The organism is Paenibacillus sp. SN-8-1 (assembly GCF_050995535.1).
In the GTDB taxonomy this organism is placed as follows: domain Bacteria; phylum Bacillota; class Bacilli; order Paenibacillales; family Paenibacillaceae; genus Fontibacillus.
In genome coordinates this window covers 3,704,760-3,721,777 of the sequence record NZ_CP194782.1, presented here as the reverse complement: position 1 = coordinate 3,721,777, position 17,018 = coordinate 3,704,760, and the positions used below count along the sequence as shown (strand labels likewise).

At 48.7% G+C, this 17,018-nt stretch carries 10 protein-coding genes, 18 tRNA genes and 3 rRNA genes; all 31 read left to right on the top strand.

What is annotated here, in order from left to right; all coding sequences use genetic code 11:
• Positions 1–84: 84 nt before the first annotated feature.
• The 31 genes from ACRRNK_RS18265 (at position 85) to ACRRNK_RS18115 (ending at position 17,006) form a co-directional block, all read left to right on the top strand.
• Positions 85–939: a nucleotidyltransferase-like protein gene (locus tag ACRRNK_RS18265; RefSeq protein ID WP_433944072.1), complete on the top strand. Its 855-nt coding sequence runs from the start codon at positions 85–87 to the stop codon at positions 937–939.
• Between the two features lie 334 nt (positions 940–1,273).
• A 16S ribosomal RNA gene (locus ACRRNK_RS18260) occupies positions 1,274–2,826 on the top strand.
• A 175-nt stretch (positions 2,827–3,001) separates the two neighbouring features.
• Positions 3,002–3,118, top strand: a 5S ribosomal RNA gene (gene rrf / locus ACRRNK_RS18255).
• 32 nt (positions 3,119–3,150) lie between these two features.
• Positions 3,151–3,227 (top strand) — tRNA-Ile (locus tag ACRRNK_RS18250).
• Between the two features lie 22 nt (positions 3,228–3,249).
• Positions 3,250–3,325, top strand: a tRNA-Ala gene (locus ACRRNK_RS18245).
• A gap of 230 nt (positions 3,326–3,555) precedes the next feature.
• Positions 3,556–6,485 (top strand): 23S ribosomal RNA (locus ACRRNK_RS18240).
• Together the 16S, 23S and 5S rRNA genes with 18 tRNA genes alongside form the textbook arrangement of a ribosomal RNA operon.
• A 90-nt stretch (positions 6,486–6,575) precedes the next feature.
• Positions 6,576–6,651 (top strand) — tRNA-Asn (locus ACRRNK_RS18235).
• 3 nt (positions 6,652–6,654) lie between these two features.
• Positions 6,655–6,746, top strand: a tRNA-Ser gene (locus ACRRNK_RS18230).
• Between the two features lie 12 nt (positions 6,747–6,758).
• Positions 6,759–6,833 (top strand) — tRNA-Glu (locus ACRRNK_RS18225).
• Between the two features lie 178 nt (positions 6,834–7,011).
• Positions 7,012–7,087, top strand: a tRNA-Val gene (locus ACRRNK_RS18220).
• Between the two features lie 14 nt (positions 7,088–7,101).
• A tRNA-Met gene (locus ACRRNK_RS18215) sits at positions 7,102–7,175 on the top strand.
• Between the two features lie 16 nt (positions 7,176–7,191).
• Positions 7,192–7,268: transfer RNA gene (locus ACRRNK_RS18210), tRNA-Asp, on the top strand.
• A 39-nt stretch (positions 7,269–7,307) separates the two neighbouring features.
• A tRNA-Phe gene (locus tag ACRRNK_RS18205) sits at positions 7,308–7,383 on the top strand.
• A 17-nt stretch (positions 7,384–7,400) separates the two neighbouring features.
• A tRNA-Thr gene (locus tag ACRRNK_RS18200) sits at positions 7,401–7,476 on the top strand.
• A gap of 6 nt (positions 7,477–7,482) precedes the next feature.
• Positions 7,483–7,567: transfer RNA gene (locus tag ACRRNK_RS18195), tRNA-Tyr, on the top strand.
• 6 nt (positions 7,568–7,573) lie between these two features.
• A tRNA-Trp gene (locus ACRRNK_RS18190) sits at positions 7,574–7,647 on the top strand.
• Between the two features lie 24 nt (positions 7,648–7,671).
• Positions 7,672–7,747, top strand: a tRNA-His gene (locus ACRRNK_RS18185).
• A gap of 12 nt (positions 7,748–7,759) precedes the next feature.
• Positions 7,760–7,834 (top strand) — tRNA-Gln (locus tag ACRRNK_RS18180).
• 8 nt (positions 7,835–7,842) lie between these two features.
• A tRNA-Gly gene (locus ACRRNK_RS18175) sits at positions 7,843–7,917 on the top strand.
• 5 nt (positions 7,918–7,922) lie between these two features.
• Positions 7,923–7,996 (top strand) — tRNA-Cys (locus tag ACRRNK_RS18170).
• Between the two features lie 41 nt (positions 7,997–8,037).
• A tRNA-Arg gene (locus ACRRNK_RS18165) sits at positions 8,038–8,114 on the top strand.
• A gap of 37 nt (positions 8,115–8,151) precedes the next feature.
• A tRNA-Leu gene (locus ACRRNK_RS18160) sits at positions 8,152–8,231 on the top strand.
• 137 nt (positions 8,232–8,368) lie between these two features.
• Positions 8,369–10,783 (top strand): YcdB/YcdC domain-containing protein, encoded by a 2,415-nt coding sequence (locus ACRRNK_RS18155; RefSeq protein ID WP_433944071.1) that lies wholly within the window; start codon positions 8,369–8,371, stop codon positions 10,781–10,783.
• A 506-nt stretch (positions 10,784–11,289) separates the two neighbouring features.
• The gene (locus ACRRNK_RS18150; protein ID WP_433944070.1) at positions 11,290–11,589 is read left to right on the top strand and encodes a LiaF transmembrane domain-containing protein; all 300 of its coding nucleotides are present in this window, start codon (positions 11,290–11,292) and stop codon (positions 11,587–11,589) included.
• Positions 11,590–11,628: 39 nt separating this feature from the next.
• Positions 11,629–12,303, top strand: a complete 675-nt coding sequence (locus ACRRNK_RS18145; RefSeq protein ID WP_433944069.1) for a PspA/IM30 family protein — start codon at positions 11,629–11,631, stop codon at positions 12,301–12,303.
• Between the two features lie 5 nt (positions 12,304–12,308).
• On the top strand, positions 12,309–12,863 hold the full coding sequence (locus ACRRNK_RS18140) for a PspC domain-containing protein (protein WP_433944068.1): 555 nt from the start codon (positions 12,309–12,311) through the stop codon (positions 12,861–12,863).
• A gap of 2 nt (positions 12,864–12,865) precedes the next feature.
• Entirely contained in the window at positions 12,866–13,573 is a 708-nt protein-coding gene (locus ACRRNK_RS18135) for a PspA/IM30 family protein (RefSeq protein WP_433944067.1), read from the top strand.
• Positions 13,574–13,717: 144 nt separating this feature from the next.
• Positions 13,718–14,368, top strand: coding sequence for a cell wall-active antibiotics response protein LiaF (gene liaF / locus ACRRNK_RS18130; protein ID WP_433944066.1), 651 nt, complete (start codon positions 13,718–13,720; stop codon positions 14,366–14,368).
• An 18-nt stretch (positions 14,369–14,386) separates the two neighbouring features.
• Positions 14,387–15,466: a histidine kinase gene (locus ACRRNK_RS18125; protein WP_433944065.1), complete on the top strand. Its 1,080-nt coding sequence runs from the start codon at positions 14,387–14,389 to the stop codon at positions 15,464–15,466.
• Positions 15,444–16,094, top strand: a complete 651-nt coding sequence (locus ACRRNK_RS18120; protein WP_433946943.1) for a response regulator — start codon at positions 15,444–15,446, stop codon at positions 16,092–16,094. Before ACRRNK_RS18125 ends, ACRRNK_RS18120 begins: the two co-directional genes overlap by 23 nt.
• 132 nt (positions 16,095–16,226) lie before the next feature.
• Entirely contained in the window at positions 16,227–17,006 is a 780-nt protein-coding gene (locus ACRRNK_RS18115) for a hypothetical protein (protein ID WP_433944064.1), read from the top strand.
• Positions 17,007–17,018: the final 12 nt, after the last annotated feature.

The window sequence follows — 17,018 nt, the reverse complement described above, 5'->3', positions numbered from 1 at the left end:
TTGCCGTGTAGAACTATATTATATCGAATCGGCGAGAGCTCGCCAAGGTTGGAGGTTGCTGTGGAATCTACCTTTTTTTCAATAGTGAATGAGCAAACGGTAGGACAACATGCGATAGGCGCCATCGGTTACCGACATTCCGGCGGAGGATTTCATGGTTCGCTTCTGCATGACTTTGAGCTACTGGTTATCGTGATCTGCAGCAGTAATGAGTTAAAGAAGCAGATGGATCATTGCATTAAAGGTAATTTGAAGTGTCAGATTATGTACATTAGCGGTGAGGATCTGTTAGGCTGGGTTGCTGACGGGGAGCATCAAGAGATTATTACATGTTTCCTGCAGGGTGAGATTATTTGGGATGTACAAAGGAGGGTGGTTAGTCTGCGCTCACAGATAATGGAGTTGGAACAGACGTTGCAAGAGCAATACATGTTCAGAGAATTCTCCAGATTTCTTCGCAGATATCTAGAAGCCAAGAGATACAGTGAAGATGGACATTTCATGGATGCTTACCGCAGTGTGGTAGACGCTCTTTATCACTATGCCTGCATTGAACTGATCGAGAAGGGAATCAACCCGGATCAGAGGGTATGGGAACAAATCAGTCATTTAGGCTCTGTGGTCTATAAGCTTTATGAGGAATTAACCGAGAGCAGAGAGACCTTAGAGCAAAGAGTAGAGCTTGTTCTGCTTGCATGTGATTTCTCTGTGATGTCCAAAATGGCCGATTGTTGTAAATTTTTACTCAAAATCCTAAGTAGTAGACATGAACCATGGACGATTCAGGAGCTTTTAAAGCATCCAGATCTTGTTCTTGTACGTGAAGAACTGCCAATGGTATTAAGAAAGCTGGTCTATCGTTCATTAGTAAGAGAGACGCCTTCAGGCCACCAGAGCAGCAATGCAGCTATGAGACAAATCCGTTATTGGGCTAATTAAGTTAGACCATGGGGGAGACGGATTTTTATCATAATGGTTGACTTATGTACGGGGTCTATGATAAATTATAACTCGCTGCTAAAAAGGCACGAACTTATAGATGAATAATCATCTTAAAAGAAATTAAAAAAAAGTTCTTGACTGATAGCCAGCTAACATGATATATTATAAAAGTCGCCGCTGAGACAACGCGGTAACGAAATGAAGAGTTTGATCTTTGAAAACTGAACAACGAGTGAGTGAATTTCACTTCGGTGAGATTCAAAATAAAGGATGAAGTAATTCATCCGAAGAGAATTGAAATTCTCGTCAGTTTCAAAATGAGCTATCAACTTTCTTGGAGAGTTTGATCCTGGCTCAGGACGAACGCTGGCGGCGTGCCTAATACATGCAAGTCGAGCGGACTTGATGGAGAGCTTGCTCTCCTGATAGTTAGCGGCGGACGGGTGAGTAACACGTAGGTAACCTGCCTGTAAGACTGGGATAACTACCGGAAACGGTAGCTAATACCGGATAATTCACGTTGCCGCATGGTGAAGTGATGAAAGACGGAGCAATCTGTCACTTACAGATGGGCCTGCGGCGCATTAGCTAGTTGGTGGGGTAACGGCCCACCAAGGCGACGATGCGTAGCCGACCTGAGAGGGTGAACGGCCACACTGGAACTGAGACACGGCCCAGACTCCTACGGGAGGCAGCAGTAGGGAATCTTCCGCAATGGACGAAAGTCTGACGGAGCAACGCCGCGTGAGTGATGAAGGTTTTCGGATCGTAAAGCTCTGTTGCCAGGGAAGAACGTCCGGTAGAGTAACTGCTACCGGAGTGACGGTACCTGAGAAGAAAGCCCCGGCTAACTACGTGCCAGCAGCCGCGGTAATACGTAGGGGGCAAGCGTTGTCCGGAATTATTGGGCGTAAAGCGCGCGCAGGCGGTCATTTAAGTCTGGTGTTTAATCCTGGGGCTCAACCCCGGGTCGCACTGGAAACTGGGTGACTTGAGTGCAGAAGAGGAGAGTGGAATTCCACGTGTAGCGGTGAAATGCGTAGATATGTGGAGGAACACCAGTGGCGAAGGCGACTCTCTGGGCTGTAACTGACGCTGAGGCGCGAAAGCGTGGGGAGCAAACAGGATTAGATACCCTGGTAGTCCACGCCGTAAACGATGAATGCTAGGTGTTAGGGGTTTCGATACCCTTGGTGCCGAAGTTAACACATTAAGCATTCCGCCTGGGGAGTACGGTCGCAAGACTGAAACTCAAAGGAATTGACGGGGACCCGCACAAGCAGTGGAGTATGTGGTTTAATTCGAAGCAACGCGAAGAACCTTACCAAGTCTTGACATCCCTCTGACCGGTCTAGAGATAGACCTTTCCTTCGGGACAGAGGTGACAGGTGGTGCATGGTTGTCGTCAGCTCGTGTCGTGAGATGTTGGGTTAAGTCCCGCAACGAGCGCAACCCTTGATTTTAGTTGCCAGCACTTTGGGTGGGCACTCTAGAATGACTGCCGGTGACAAACCGGAGGAAGGCGGGGATGACGTCAAATCATCATGCCCCTTATGACTTGGGCTACACACGTACTACAATGGCCGGTACAACGGGAAGCGAAGCCGCGAGGTGGAGCGAATCCTAGAAAAGCCGGTCTCAGTTCGGATTGCAGGCTGCAACTCGCCTGCATGAAGTCGGAATTGCTAGTAATCGCGGATCAGCATGCCGCGGTGAATACGTTCCCGGGTCTTGTACACACCGCCCGTCACACCACGAGAGTTTACAACACCCGAAGTCGGTGAGGTAACCGCAAGGAGCCAGCCGCCGAAGGTGGGGTAGATGATTGGGGTGAAGTCGTAACAAGGTAGCCGTATCGGAAGGTGCGGCTGGATCACCTCCTTTCTATGGAGAATCGCTTCCTGCAACGGAAGCATTCAAATACACGGTCTGCCGCAAGGCAGCCGGACCCGCTTTGCATCGCAAAGCAAGCTTATGCTTTCGAAGTAACTTTACTTCGTAAAGTTTTCACCTCACTTCGTTGTTCAGTTTTGAGAGAGCAAGCCTCTTTCACAAAGCGTTTGGTGATGATGGCGGAGGGGTTCCACGCGTACCCATCCCGAACACGACCGTTAAGCCCTCCAGCGCCAATGGTACTTGGACCGCAGGGTCCTGGGAGAGTAGGACGTCGCCAAGCGCAACCCACTACGGGTTACAATTTAAGAATAAGGGCCTTTAGCTCAGCTGGTTAGAGCGCACCCCTGATAAGGGTGAGGTCGGTGGTTCGAGTCCACTAAGGCCCACCATTCAAATTTAATATCTCTATATGGGGCCATAGCTCAGCTGGGAGAGCGCCTGCCTTGCAAGCAGGAGGTCAGCGGTTCGATCCCGCTTGGCTCCACCATAATCACATCTATTAGTTATGTTTGATCCTTGAAAACTAGATAACGAAACGAATTTGCGTAAATTAGAATTCCTTTAAGCTGAACTTGTGCAAACAAGTGAAGTATCTAAGGTAGCGCGAAGGTTTGTGGGATGATGGATCCTTTGGAAGTTCATTTCCTCCTTGTAGGGTTCTATAAGATCAGGAAATGAACGGACAACAGAGCCAGCAGCCCACAAACCGGAGCATATGGTTAAGCTACTAAGAGCACACGGAGGATGCCTAGGCGCTAGGAGCCGAAGAAGGACGTGGCGAACAACGAAACGGCCTCGGGGAGCTGTAAGCAAGCTTTGATCCGGGGATGTCCGAATGGGGAAACCCGGCTGTGGTAATTCGCAGTCACTCGTAACTGAATACATAGGTTGCGAAGAGGCAGACCAGGGGAACTGAAACATCTAAGTACCCTGAGGAAGAGAAAACAAGAGTGATTCCGTCAGTAGCGGCGAGCGAACGCGGAACAGCCTAAACCAAGGGGCTTGCCCCTTGGGGTTGTGGGACGTCTCACATGGAGTTACAAAGGATTAGGGTAGGCGAAGAGGTCTGGAAAGGCCCGCTAGAAGAGGTAAAAGCCCTGTAACCGAAAGTCTGATCCCTCCGAGACGGATCCCGAGTAGTGCGGGGCACGTGAAACCCCGTATGAATCCAGCAGGACCATCTGCTAAGGCTAAATACTCCCTAGCGACCGATAGTGAAGCAGTACCGTGAGGGAAAGGTGAAAAGCACCCCGGAAGGGGAGTGAAAGAGATCCTGAAACCGTGTGCTTACAAGAAGTCAGAGCCCTCTATATGGGTGATGGCGTGCCTTTTGTAGAATGAACCGGCGAGTTACGTTCCCGTGCAAGGTTAAGGTGAAGAGCCGTAGCCGCAGCGAAAGCGAGTCTGAATAGGGCGACTTATAGTACGTGGACGTAGACCCGAAACCGTGTGATCTACCCCTGTCCAGGGTGAAGGTGCGGTAACACGCACTGGAGGCCCGAACCCACGTATGTTGAAAAATGCGGGGATGAGGTGGGGGTAGCGGAGAAATTCCAATCGAACTCGGAGATAGCTGGTTCTCCCCGAAATAGCTTTAGGGCTAGCCTCGGAATAACGAGTTGTGGAGGTAGAGCACTGATTGGGTGCGGGGCCCGCCAAGGGTTACCAAGCTCAGTCAAACTCCGAATGCCATAAACTTAGATCCGGGAGTCAGACAGTGAGTGCTAAGATCCATTGTCAAAAGGGAAACAGCCCAGACCATCAGCTAAGGTCCCCAAGTGTGTGTTAAGTGGGAAAGGATGTGGAGTTGCACAGACAACCAGGATGTTGGCTTAGAAGCAGCCACCATTTAAAGAGTGCGTAATAGCTCACTGGTCGAGTGACTCTGCGCCGAAAATGTAACGGGGCTAAACACACCACCGAAGCTATGGCTTGATGCTTTGCATCAGGGGTAGGGGAGCGTTGTATGTAGGTTGAAGGTGTACCGTAAGGAGCGCTGGACAGCATACAAGTGAGAATGCCGGTATGAGTAACGAAAAGATCAGTGAGAATCTGATCCGCCGAAAGCCTAAGGGTTCCTGAGGAAGGTTCGTCCGCTCAGGGTAAGTCGGGACCTAAGGCGAGGCCGAAAGGCGTAGTCGAAGGACAACAGGCCCTAATTCCTGTACCACCGTAATCCGTTATGAGCGATGGGGTGACGCAGCAGGGTAGTGACGCAGACTGATGGATGTCTGTCCAAGCAGTGAGGCTGGTGTGTAGGCAAATCCGCACACCGTTAAGGCTGGGCTGTGATGGGGAGTGAAAATTACAGTAGCGAAGGTCATGATCTCACACTGCCAAGAAAAGCCTCTAGTCAGGAGAAGGTGCCCGTACCGCAAACCGACACAGGTAGGCGAGAAGAGAATTCTAAGGCGCGCGGAAGAACTCTCGTTAAGGAACTCGGCAAAATGACCCCGTAACTTCGGGAGAAGGGGTGCCCCGGTAGTGTGAATAGCACGAGGGGGCCGCAGTGAAAAGGCCCAAGCGACTGTTTAGCAAAAACACAGGTCTGTGCGAAGCCGCAAGGCGAAGTATACGGGCTGACGCCTGCCCGGTGCTGGAAGGTTAAGGGGAGTGGTTAGGGGTAACCCGAAGCTATGAACCGAAGCCCCAGTAAACGGCGGCCGTAACTATAACGGTCCTAAGGTAGCGAAATTCCTTGTCAGGTAAATTCTGACCCGCACGAATGGCGTAACGACTTGGGCGCTGTCTCAACGAGAGATCCGGTGAAATTTTAATACCTGTGAAGATGCAGGTTACCCGCGACAAGACGGAAAGACCCCATGGAGCTTTACTGCAGCTTGATATTGGACTTTGATACGATTTGTACAGGATAGGTGGGAGCCTAAGAAGCAGGAGCGCCAGCTTCTGTGGAGGCAACGTTGGGATACCACCCTGATCGTATCGGAGTTCTAACCTGGTACCGTGAACCGGTATGGGGACAGTGTCAGGTGGGCAGTTTGACTGGGGCGGTCGCCTCCTAAAGAGTAACGGAGGCGCCCCAAGGTTCCCTCAGAATGGTTGGAAATCATTCGAAGAGTGCAAAGGCATAAGGGAGCTTGACTGCGAGACTGACAAGTCGAGCAGGGACGAAAGTCGGGCTTAGTGATCCGGTGGTACCGCATGGAAGGGCCATCGCTCAACGGATAAAAGCTACCCTGGGGATAACAGGCTTATCTCCCCCAAGAGTCCACATCGACGGGGAGGTTTGGCACCTCGATGTCGGCTCATCGCATCCTGGGGCTGAAGTAGGTCCCAAGGGTTGGGCTGTTCGCCCATTAAAGCGGTACGCGAGCTGGGTTCAGAACGTCGTGAGACAGTTCGGTCCCTATCTGTCGTGGGCGTAGGAAATTTGAGAGGAGCTGTCCTTAGTACGAGAGGACCGGGATGGACGCACCGCTGGTGCACCAGTTGTTCCGCCAGGAGCACAGCTGGGTAGCTACGTGCGGAAGGGATAAGCGCTGAAAGCATCTAAGCGTGAAGCCCCCCTCAAGATGAGATTTCCCAGTATGTAAGACCCCTTGAAGACGACGAGGTAGATAGGCTGGGGGTGGAAGTGCAGCAATGCATGGAGCTGACCAGTACTAATCGGTCGAGGGCTTATCCAACACAGCTCGGAAGGACGCAGTCCAAGAAGAGCATACGCAAGTTCGTTTCGTATCTAGTTTTCAGGCGATCAAGCCTGAATTGAATAATGTTCCCTGATAGCTCAGTTGGTAGAGCACTCGACTGTTAATCGAGTTGTCACAGGTTCGAGTCCTGTTCGGGGAGCCATATGGAGAGGTGTCCGAGTTGGCCGAAGGAGCACGATTGGAAATCGTGTAGGCGTCACAAGCGTCTCGAGGGTTCGAATCCCTCTCTCTCCGCCACTATTATTGTAAGGCCCGTTGGTCAAGGGGTTAAGACACCTCCCTTTCACGGAGGTAACAGGGGTTCGAATCCCCTACGGGTCACCACTTTCATTAAACAGCTTCAAGTGGGGATGAGAACCCATCAGGGTTCGTCGGAGCATTTGGTTCGTTAGGAATACATTGCAGTCTCGTTCGAAGAACGAGTATCCCCTACGGGTCACCATTATTCACACTTGATTTTATAGCAGTGTATCTGCTAAAATAAAGATTATGTTTAACATATGGAGGCTTAGCTCAGCTGGGAGAGCATCTGCCTTACAAGCAGAGGGTCGGGGGTTCGATCCCCTCAGCCTCCACCATATTGTTATACTGACGCGGGGTGGAGCAGCCCGGTAGCTCGTCGGGCTCATAACCCGAAGGCCGCAGGTTCAAATCCTGCCCCCGCAATTGATTTACATAGTGTGGAGCCGTGGTGTAGAGGCCTAACATGCCTGCCTGTCACGCAGGAGACCGCGGGTTCGAATCCCGTCGGCTCCGCCATTTAAATCTTATAATTTAATATGTAATAGTAAGCATTATGGCTCGGTAGCTCAGTCGGTAGAGCAGAGGACTGAAAATCCTCGTGTCGGCGGTTCGATTCCGTCCCGAGCCACCATGATTCTTTTACACCGTGCCGGTGTAGCTCAACTGGTAGAGCAACTGACTTGTAATCAGTAGGTTGGGGGTTCAAGTCCTCTCGCCGGCACCATTTTTTGGAGGCTTAGTGAAGTGGCTAAACACGGCAGACTGTAAATCTGCTCTCTACGAGTTCGGTGGTTCGAATCCATCAGCCTCCACCAGTTTTTAGGGGCATAGTTTAAAGGTAGAACAACGGTCTCCAAAACCGTTGGTGTGGGTTCAATTCCTGCTGCCCCTGCCAATTTCATAATGTGTAAGTATTATGGCGGTCGTGGCGAAGGGGTTAACGCACCGGATTGTGGCTCCGGCACTCGGGGGTTCAAGTCCCCTCGATCGCCCCATTAACTTTACATTGGGGATTAGCCAAGCGGTAAGGCAACGGACTTTGACTCCGTCACCCATAGGTTCGAATCCTATATCCCCAGCCATTTAATATGCGGACGTGGCTCAGCGGTAGAGCATCGCCTTGCCAAGGCGAGGGTCGCGGGTTCGATTCCCGTCGTCCGCTCCATTTATGGCGCCATAGCCAAGTGGTAAGGCACAGCTCTGCAAAAGCTTTATCCCCAGTTCAAATCTGGGTGGCGCCTCCATTCTTAAACTTTGATAGACAGTTTTACCGTATTAAATATTTGCGCCCTTAGCTCAGCTGGATAGAGCGTTTGACTACGAATCAAAAGGTCAGGAGTTCGAATCTCTTAGGGCGCGCCATATTCTCATTAATCTATTGAGAAGAATTACACACCATGCCGGTGTGGCGGAACTGGCAGACGCGCGCGACTCAAAATCGTGAGGGAAACCGTGGGGGTTCGAGTCCCTTCACCGGCATATAGTTTAAAGTAGACCATGAACATTAGTTCATGGTTTTTTTATTTTATTTTTTACTTCGTCCAAACTTTTCCAGTTAGAGTGTGTTCTTTATTATAAGAATCATCTATCACGTGGAGAGGGAAGGGGAAGCAGTAATGAACAATAAGAACAGCAGCAAGGAACAGTTAACTCAAACTTCTAGGGAGGGTACATATGCTCGAAAGAATAGGCCACTAGTTTTTGCAGCATGTACGTTAGTGCTTCTAATGTTAAGCGGTCCTACAGCCGCTTGGGCAGACAATACAGTGATCATATCTGACACTAAGGATTCCAGGGCTTCAGGCAGCACGGTTTCTGCATCTACATCTACATCTGTAAATGGAACTAGTGATAAATTGCCAAATGGGGCTAAAATTACTTCTGCTCAAGCTGACAAGGCGGTAAAGGAAATGTTTCCGCTGCTTTCTAAGGTGACACTGAGCTCCGCAGAATTTGGCAATCAGAATAGCTACCCAGTGGATTACGATAAGAAGTGGGAGCTTCAATATAATCTTCAGATAGGTAATTGGGGCACCTCATTCAGTGCTCAAGTGGATGGAGTGACCGGTGAAGTAATATATGTTAGTCTGCCTGGTCGTCTAATCCAGATGTATACCAAAGAAGGAGCCTCCAAAGTTGATGAGACCAGTGCCAAGAAGATTGCCTTAGATTGGTTGAGTGCCAAAGTTAAAGGATTAGATGTCCAAAGTCTTAAAGAAGACAATAGCTATAATCGGCAAAGTGGTTCCCTATTTACGGCGCAAGATTACTACTTCAATTTTAAGGTGCCGGTAAATGGCCTTTATTCGGACTTTGAGTCGGTCCAGGTTGGGGTTAACTATAACGGTGAGGTAACGGTGTATAATCGTAGTAAGGCTTACGCGGTGTATCCTTCCCCTAAGCCAGCAATTACGCTGGAGAGTGCAGAGCAGAAGTTCAAGGATAGCTTTGATGTAGAACTGTCTTATATTCCAGATAGACTTGATTCTAGAGAAACAACCAAGTACTTCTTGGGGTATTTACCGGTTGATAGAAGTATGAATAGTATTGACGCAGTTACAGGAAAACAGACGGAACCTCAAGTGGGTTCAGTTCAGAGCATTCAGAAGGCAGAGGATGTTCCTTCAGGTGGTAGTAATTTCACTCCATCCAAGGAAGCAATTCAGGACGGTGATGAGGCTCTAGAACGGATTAAATCGTTCATACCTATCCCTCCCGAGTTCACCACTGAATACAAGCAGTTGTCGAGAAGATGGAATAATCCTAATCAGAAAGTATGGAATATTTCACTTAGAGACAAAGCGGCAAACGGTGTACCAGATGAGGGTATTAATGCCGAAGTCGAAGCAAGCACGGGTCAAATTGTTAGTTTCGGATATTATATCTATAATTCTCCGGCGAAGGAATATAAGCCTAAAGGTAAAATTCTAAATTCTAAGGAAGCCAAAGAGAAGGCTCTTCAGATCGTGAAGAAACTGGTTCCAAATGCTGCGAGTGAGTATAAGCTTACCTCTACGATTGATAGAGACTCGAAGGTCTCAACATCGACATATCAATACAGCTTTAAGAGATATATTCATGGAATTCCGGTTATGAATGATTCAATTGATCTTAGCCTTAGTTCTGATGGTGTAATTCGTTCGTTTTCTGCTGGGACTCAAGCGAATGCTGCTGTTTTCCCAGATGGCAAGCCTGTCGTTTCTCAAGCGGAAGCTAAGAATAATTATCTGAATGATTGGAAAATGGAGCTGAAATATGAACGACTTGGCGGTATAAACCTATCAGATGGAAGCTTATCTCCTGTAAGCGTTAAACTGGTCTATGGACCAGTGCCTAAGAGCTCAGAGCTCGGAAATGGTTATATGGCCTTTACTCCAATCGATGCCATTACGGGGAAAAGTCGCGAAATTTACGTTCCATATGGGGGAGTCAAGGCTAAAGAGGCTGCGGACATTAAAGGTCATCCTCTAGAGAAGTCATTAGTCGAAGCTGTCCAGTATCGTGTACTCCTCCCGGATGATAATGGATTAGTACTCCCTAATGAACAGATTACCCAAGGGGAGTGGATTAATATGGCGGCAAGAGCTGTGTATCCCGATTATGGATATAACTATGCACTAGACGATAGTCCAATTGCCGGGGTGAAGGTAGATAGCCCGTATTACCAAGGATTGCAGGTATTCATTAATAACAATTGGCTGACTGTTGATCCGGACCCGAGCCATACGTTAACCTTGGATGTTAAGCTAACCCGCGATCAGCTTGCCAAATATTTAGTGGAAATGCTGCAGTATAATAAGCTGGCTCAGTTTTATAATCAGCCTACCGATCTCGGTGGAGCATCTGATGCAAGCAGTATTACCAACAAAGGTGCAGCTGCGATTGCTCTGAAGCTGAAGCTGCTGGATCTGAAGGACGGAAAGTTCGCGCCTGATGCGCTGGTTACACGTGCGGAAGCCGCGGATGTGCTGGTGCGCCTTAAAGACCTGGTTGGGCGAACTGACAATTTCCTAAATCAATATTATTACTAATTCATAAACCAGCATAAGGTAAATATCTGACAGCTCTGGTCCTTACCGACCAGGGCTGTTTGGTTATGAGGGTCGCTGTAGAGCCACATACACACAACCCCACATACACGCAGCCATTACAATATCTTAGCTGCATAAGCTGGCAGCGTCAGAGTGTTCATACACTCTCAAAGGAGGTATAGCTGGAGGAGATACGGTGACAGGCAGTCCTGGATTGCTATAGGCAGTTGCACGTGGCTATCTAATGAGTACAGCCGTCCGATGCGGTCAGAGCGTTTTTTAATATCAGATTACCAAGCACTAAATATCCTGGGGTCACGCATGCTGTGCGAACCAACCCTTCAGAAGGGTTACCGCAGAACAGCCAGGCCGCGCTCTATCTGAGGCCCCAGCCTATCCTCGACCTAAGTCCAGTATAAAATACCGTCCCCGGTCCGTTTTGGGAAATTGCGATTAGGCCTAGAATAAAGACATAAGGTTGAGCTTAAAGAGAGGCGGTGAAAGAAATGAGAACAAATAACAAACCAAGCGGTTTTGCAATCGTGCTTATTGCACTTGGGGTACTGATCTTGTTAGGCAAGCTGACGCCTTTCTTCGGCAGTCTGTTCGGTATTCTGGTAGCCATCGTTATGATTGCCCTAGGATATTACGGTATTCGCAAAGGTAACGCATTCTTTGGATGGATTGTATTGTTTATCGGTGTAGTCTCCTTGATCTCCAAGCTGGCTTGGATCATCGTACCACTACTCGGTATCGGGCTGATTGTATATGGCATTTCCTCACTTAGAAATAAACGGAGTTACTAATACACAGTACTAATAAGGTTAGGAGGGAACTGAGAAATCATGAGTGTATTTAGACGGGTAAGAGATATTACGGTAGCTACTTTAAATGAACGTCTGGAGCAAGCACAAGATCCTGTGCAGCTTATCGATCAATTTCTGATTGAGACCCGGCAAGAGATTGCAGAGGCTGAGAAGCTGCATCACCAATATTCCGGACATACCAGACAATTGAAGCAGCAAGTCGATCATGCAAGCTCTATGCTTAGCAAAAGAGAAGAGCAGGCGTTGCTGGCACTGAAAGCAGGCGAGGAGCATTTAGCAAAGCTAGCTCTTCAGGAGAAACTGCTCTATGAAGAAAAGTTAGAGCAGTACTCTGAGCTTTACAGTCAGAGTCTTGAGGCACTTAGCCAGCTCGAAGCTCAAATGAATGAACTTAAGACCGAATATCAATCGGTATATAACAAGCGGCAGTACTACTATGCCAGAATGGAAACCCTTCGTCTCCAGCAAAGAATGAATCAGCGCATGGGCAGCTATGGCACACAGGATGTACCTAAGATGTTCAATCGTCTAGAAGATCGAGTCTCCGATATGGAATGGGAAGCCCGAAGCCTGCGAGACCTTCGCAAGGCAGGACAGGATCTGTTCAATCAGGCGGGAACAGCGATTCAATCTACTCTGGAACAGGAGCTGGCGCGTCTTAAACAGAAGCTGAACAAACGAGGAGAGGAGTAATTGCGATGGGCACATTATATCGTTCCCGGCGCGACCGATGGATTACAGGTCTGTGCGGGGGACTTGCAGAGACCTTTGGCGTAAACGTCGGTGTGCTTAGACTGCTAACAGTCGTAAGTATTCCTTTTTCCGGTGGCACCACGATTCTGATCTACCTGATCGCGTCACTTGTTATATCTAAAGAGCCGTATATTCCCTATGATCCTTACCACCAGGGTGGATGGCAGGGCGGCGGACAATATGGACCAGGTCCTGGCGGCTATGATCCCAGAGATCCACGGTACAATCAGCGTCCTCCTTACGGAAATGACCAATATGGTAACGGTCAGCACGGAAATAACCCATTCGGCGGGAACCCATTTGGGGGCAATCCTTTTGGAGGCAACCCGTTCCAGGGCAACGCATCTACAGGCGGGCGGCCAGCTAGCTCTTCTTTTAAAGGACCGAATGAGGCTTCAAATTTAGATTCCATGATGGATGACATTGAGAAAAAGGCTATGAAAAAAGAATTGGATGAGCTTCGCCGTAAGCTTTCCAAATATGAGAAGGGAGATTTGTAATTATGGGAGTATTTAAAAGAATTAAAGATATTACTAAAGCGTCGGTTAATGAAATGCTCGATAAGGTGGAAGACCCAATTGTTATGCTTAACCAATATCTTCGGGATATGGAAGCGGAGATTCGCGATGCCGAGGTAACGGTTGCGAAGCAAATTGCGAATGAACGCCGGATGAAACAGCGTCTGGAAGAAGCTTACCGTGTATCCTCACAGCGTGAAGCCCAGGCTGAGGTGGCGCTGAAGAACGGTCAGGAAGAAGTTGCCCGCCGTCTTCTTGAAGAGAAAATTCATTTCGATCAAAAACAAACAGAATTTAGAGATCTTCATGCCCAAGCGGAAATTCATGCATCGGATCTGCAACAGCAGCTCCATGATATGAAGGATGAGTTCTATAAGCTGCGTAACAAACGCAATGAGCTTGTAGCCAGAGCACAAATGGCCAAGGCCAAGAAGCAGCTGTCCCAGGCTAACCCGCTGAACACGATTGAAAGTGGAGGCGCAGCGCTAGGATTCAGCCGTATGGAAGAGAAAATTCTTCAAATGGAAGCCGAAGCGGATGTACTGGGTACTCCATACCGTTCATCGTCGAGTGCAGGTTCTTATATCAGCCCGGCTGATGCAGAGAAGCAGCTCCGCGTAGAAGAGCAGCTGAATGCACTTAAATCCAAGCTGAATCCACCTGCCAAGACTGAAACAACATCCAAAGAATAACTACCGTCCATTAGCGGAATATGATATTCTAGTTGAGGTGAAGCCATACGGTATGCAGATACCGTCATGGCTTTTCCGAGCTTTTGTAGCCAAGACTCTATATTTGGACAGACGGATCTTTTATACTTAGACAGGAGGTGCAGCATGGATAAAAGGAAATCATTTTTGGCCATTATGCTTATCGGATTTGGACTTCTTCTGTTCTTTGGTCAAGGCTTCAACTTCCTTACCATCGCGGCCCTGCTATTTCTAGTCTACGGAGTCTACAAAATCCGTCAGGGAGATGAGGTCAGAACCGGCTATATTCTGTTAGCGGTAGGTAGTGGACTTATTCTGCTAGAACATTTGATGCTCGTTGTGGCTGTAATCTTGATTTCACTTGGATTGTTCTATGCTAAAGTCAAGAAGATGCTCCCCCGGGGAGACCATATTCAGAAGCAAAATTTCATTGCAGGTGTACACTGGGACAGAGATCCTTGGGTGCTACAAAGTATCAGTATGTGGCATGTGCTTGGTGAGCATGATATTGATTTGTCTCTGGCCATTGTGGAAGAGCGTGAGAATATCATCATGTTCCAAGGTGTAGTTGGAGATATAGATCTCGTGATCTCGGAAGATTATGGCGTTGAGATTGAAGCTTTCGTTATGTTTGGTCAAATTGAGTTCGGGCCTGATAAAGAGACCGGCATGGTGAATCGATTGTTCTGGCGTTCGCCTAATTATGAATTGCGGGAGAAAAAAGTGAAAATTATGATCTCTTACCTCGTAGGAGATATTGATATACGTTTATCGTAGAGAGGAGGGGAGTCCCTGATGAGACGAAAAAAACCGGTGAACATGATTTCCCGCAGTATGCGCGACGGGATTCTCCTGTCTTTCTTTTTGTGTGGCGCTATTCTGTACCTGCTTAATACATATGGTTATTTAAGTCCTGCCTCATCCTGGACGAAGGTAATTCAGGCGTCCTTAACGGGAGGCCTGTTGTTGGTTGGGGTCGGAGCAGCTTATGGACTCTATCAGATTTATAGCGTGAAGAGAAGGATGGACCTGCTCAGAGATTCTCTGCTGCAATGGGAGAAAGGCAATTTGTCGAGATCGGTTCCAGAGCTGGGTGGAGACGAGATCGGCCGGCTAGGTGAACAATTAGAACGTATCGGTAAAAGATGGGAAGAGCAAGTAAACTCTCTGCAGCGGTTGTCCACACATAATGCCCAGTTAGCAGAACAGGCGCGGATATCCGCGATTGTAGAAGAGCGCCAGCGGCTGGCAAGGGAACTCCATGACGCTGTATCTCAGCAGCTGTTCGCCATTTCAATGACGGCAACCGCAGTAGGCCGAACGCTCGAGAAGGATTTTGACAAGGCGCAGAGACAGGTGGAGCTGATTGAGGAGATGTCATCTGTGGCTCAATCGGAGATGAGAGCACTGCTGCTCCATTTACGGCCGGTATACCTGGAAGGTAAAGCGCTCTCCGAAGGGGTAGCGGACCTGGTTAGAGAGCTGAAGAGTAAAGTACCTATGGATATTACGCTGGAGCTTGATCCTGACATCAAGCTTGTCAAAGGAATTGAGAATCACCTGTTTCGGATCATCCAGGAGGCTCTGTCCAATACGCTTCGGCATTCCAAGGCCGACAAGATGGAGATTCGTATCCATCAGCGTCCGGAAGCGGTCAAAGTTATCCTCAGAGACAATGGAATTGGATTTCAAATGGATGAGAAGAAGCAGACATCATATGGGCTATCCACGATGCAGGAGCGAGTACATGAAATTGGCGGTTCCATTCAATTCATGACTTCACCGGGCGCTGGAACCCGAATCGAAATTACAGTACCCCTAATGACTGAGGAAGGCGGGTGGAATGAGAACGATGGAGACGGAGATTCCAATTAAAGTATTGCTGGTTGATGACCATGAGATGGTTCGAATTGGCCTTGCCGCTGTCCTTGGGACCGAGGATGGAATTGAAGTTGTCGGTGAAGCCAGCAGCGGGCAGGAAGGCATTCGTCTGGCCCAGGAATACAGGCCCGATGTAGTTCTGATGGATCTGGTGATGGAGGGCATGGATGGGATTGAGACTACGCGTCAGCTTCTCAAGCTGTACCCCGAATGCAAAGTAATTGTGCTGACCAGCTATCTGGATGATGAAAAGATGTATCCGGTCATTGAAGCAGGGGCTTTCAGCTATCTCCTTAAGACTTCAAGAGCCTCCGAAGTGGCCGAGGCGATCCGGGCCGCAGCGAGAGGCCAATCGGTACTTGAGTCGCAAGTAGCTTCCAAGATGATGAATCGATTCCGTCAGCCTAAGGCCGAGGCGGCGGCTCATGAAGAATTGACCGAGCGGGAGATGGATGTGCTCCGATTAGTAGCACAAGGTAAGTCTAATCAGGATATTGCTGATGAATTGATCATCGGCGTGAAGACTGTGAAATTTCACGTGACTAACATTCTCGCGAAATTGCATGTGGAAGATCGTACACAGGCAGCTATTTATGCCTACAAGAATGGGCTGGCCGAGTAATAGGCAGACAGAAACAGACCGGGGACGGATGTCCCCGGTTTTTTTGTGGGCAAATAAGAAGTATAAAGAGTTCAGGGTAAGGACATCCTAATTCATAGATTGATAGATTCGTCAGGGGAGGATGTTATCAAGATGATCAAAGGGCGGGGAATTATCGTTATTATTATTTTACTCGTAGTGGGTGTTCTGGGATTTGAAAATGGAGGAGAGGCCTCAAAGGATAGCCCGGACTATGTAAGGGATGCGGAGAGGCAGCTGGATGTGGTGTTATCGGTCGGCAATTCTGTTACTCGTGAGCCGCTGGATATCATCATAAAATGGCAGGGGAATTGGAATACTACTTATAAGCCCAAGGAAGGGGCTAAACTTATTGCGGCAGAGTTGGGATTAGCCGAGCCGTCAAGTGTGGAGGTGCAGAATCATCTCGTATATCGTTCGGTGGGACAAGTCGATCGGGTCCCGGTCAAGTTCTCTATAACCGATAGGGAAAAGGGATTATATGTAGTGGCACAAATCGATGGTATCAGCCAAAGTGGTGTTTCGGATCTGAAGCTGGCTCAGTCCGATGTTGGACGGAAGCTTAGCAGACTTGGCGTGGATATACAGTGGAATGCGGCTGTACAAGGTAATGTCTCTACGATTGGGAAGAGAACAACAAGTAGTCAAGGGAAAGATGTGATGAAGCTGCTGACTCAGGTGGAAAGCCAAGCAGGCAATTTCTTCGAGCTTCACCGGGTGGAGGGATTTCAGGATGAGTACACCGCATCGGAATCTTACGAGGTGCCGAACTTTCCGATATCTGTGCGGAGCGGGGGCGCGGAGATCGGGCTGCAGATGGCGGTTCATTTGAACACCGGGACGGGGAAAAAGGAATTGTCGATTGGCTCTCCTGTTTTAACGGTGGAATATTAATATAATATCTTT

Coding starts and splice junctions, on each gene's coding strand:
- ACRRNK_RS18155 (WP_433944071.1), top strand. CDS start 8,369: ATGAACAATAAGAACAGCAGCAAGGAACAGTTAACTCAAACTTCTAGG.
- ACRRNK_RS18150 (WP_433944070.1), top strand. CDS start 11,290: ATGAGAACAAATAACAAACCAAGCGGTTTTGCAATCGTGCTTATTGCA.
- ACRRNK_RS18145 (WP_433944069.1), top strand. CDS start 11,629: ATGAGTGTATTTAGACGGGTAAGAGATATTACGGTAGCTACTTTAAAT.
- ACRRNK_RS18140 (WP_433944068.1), top strand. CDS start 12,309: ATGGGCACATTATATCGTTCCCGGCGCGACCGATGGATTACAGGTCTG.
- ACRRNK_RS18135 (WP_433944067.1), top strand. CDS start 12,866: ATGGGAGTATTTAAAAGAATTAAAGATATTACTAAAGCGTCGGTTAAT.
- liaF (WP_433944066.1), top strand. CDS start 13,718: ATGGATAAAAGGAAATCATTTTTGGCCATTATGCTTATCGGATTTGGA.
- ACRRNK_RS18125 (WP_433944065.1), top strand. CDS start 14,387: ATGAGACGAAAAAAACCGGTGAACATGATTTCCCGCAGTATGCGCGAC.
- ACRRNK_RS18120 (WP_433946943.1), top strand. CDS start 15,444: ATGGAGACGGAGATTCCAATTAAAGTATTGCTGGTTGATGACCATGAG.
- ACRRNK_RS18115 (WP_433944064.1), top strand. CDS start 16,227: ATGATCAAAGGGCGGGGAATTATCGTTATTATTATTTTACTCGTAGTG.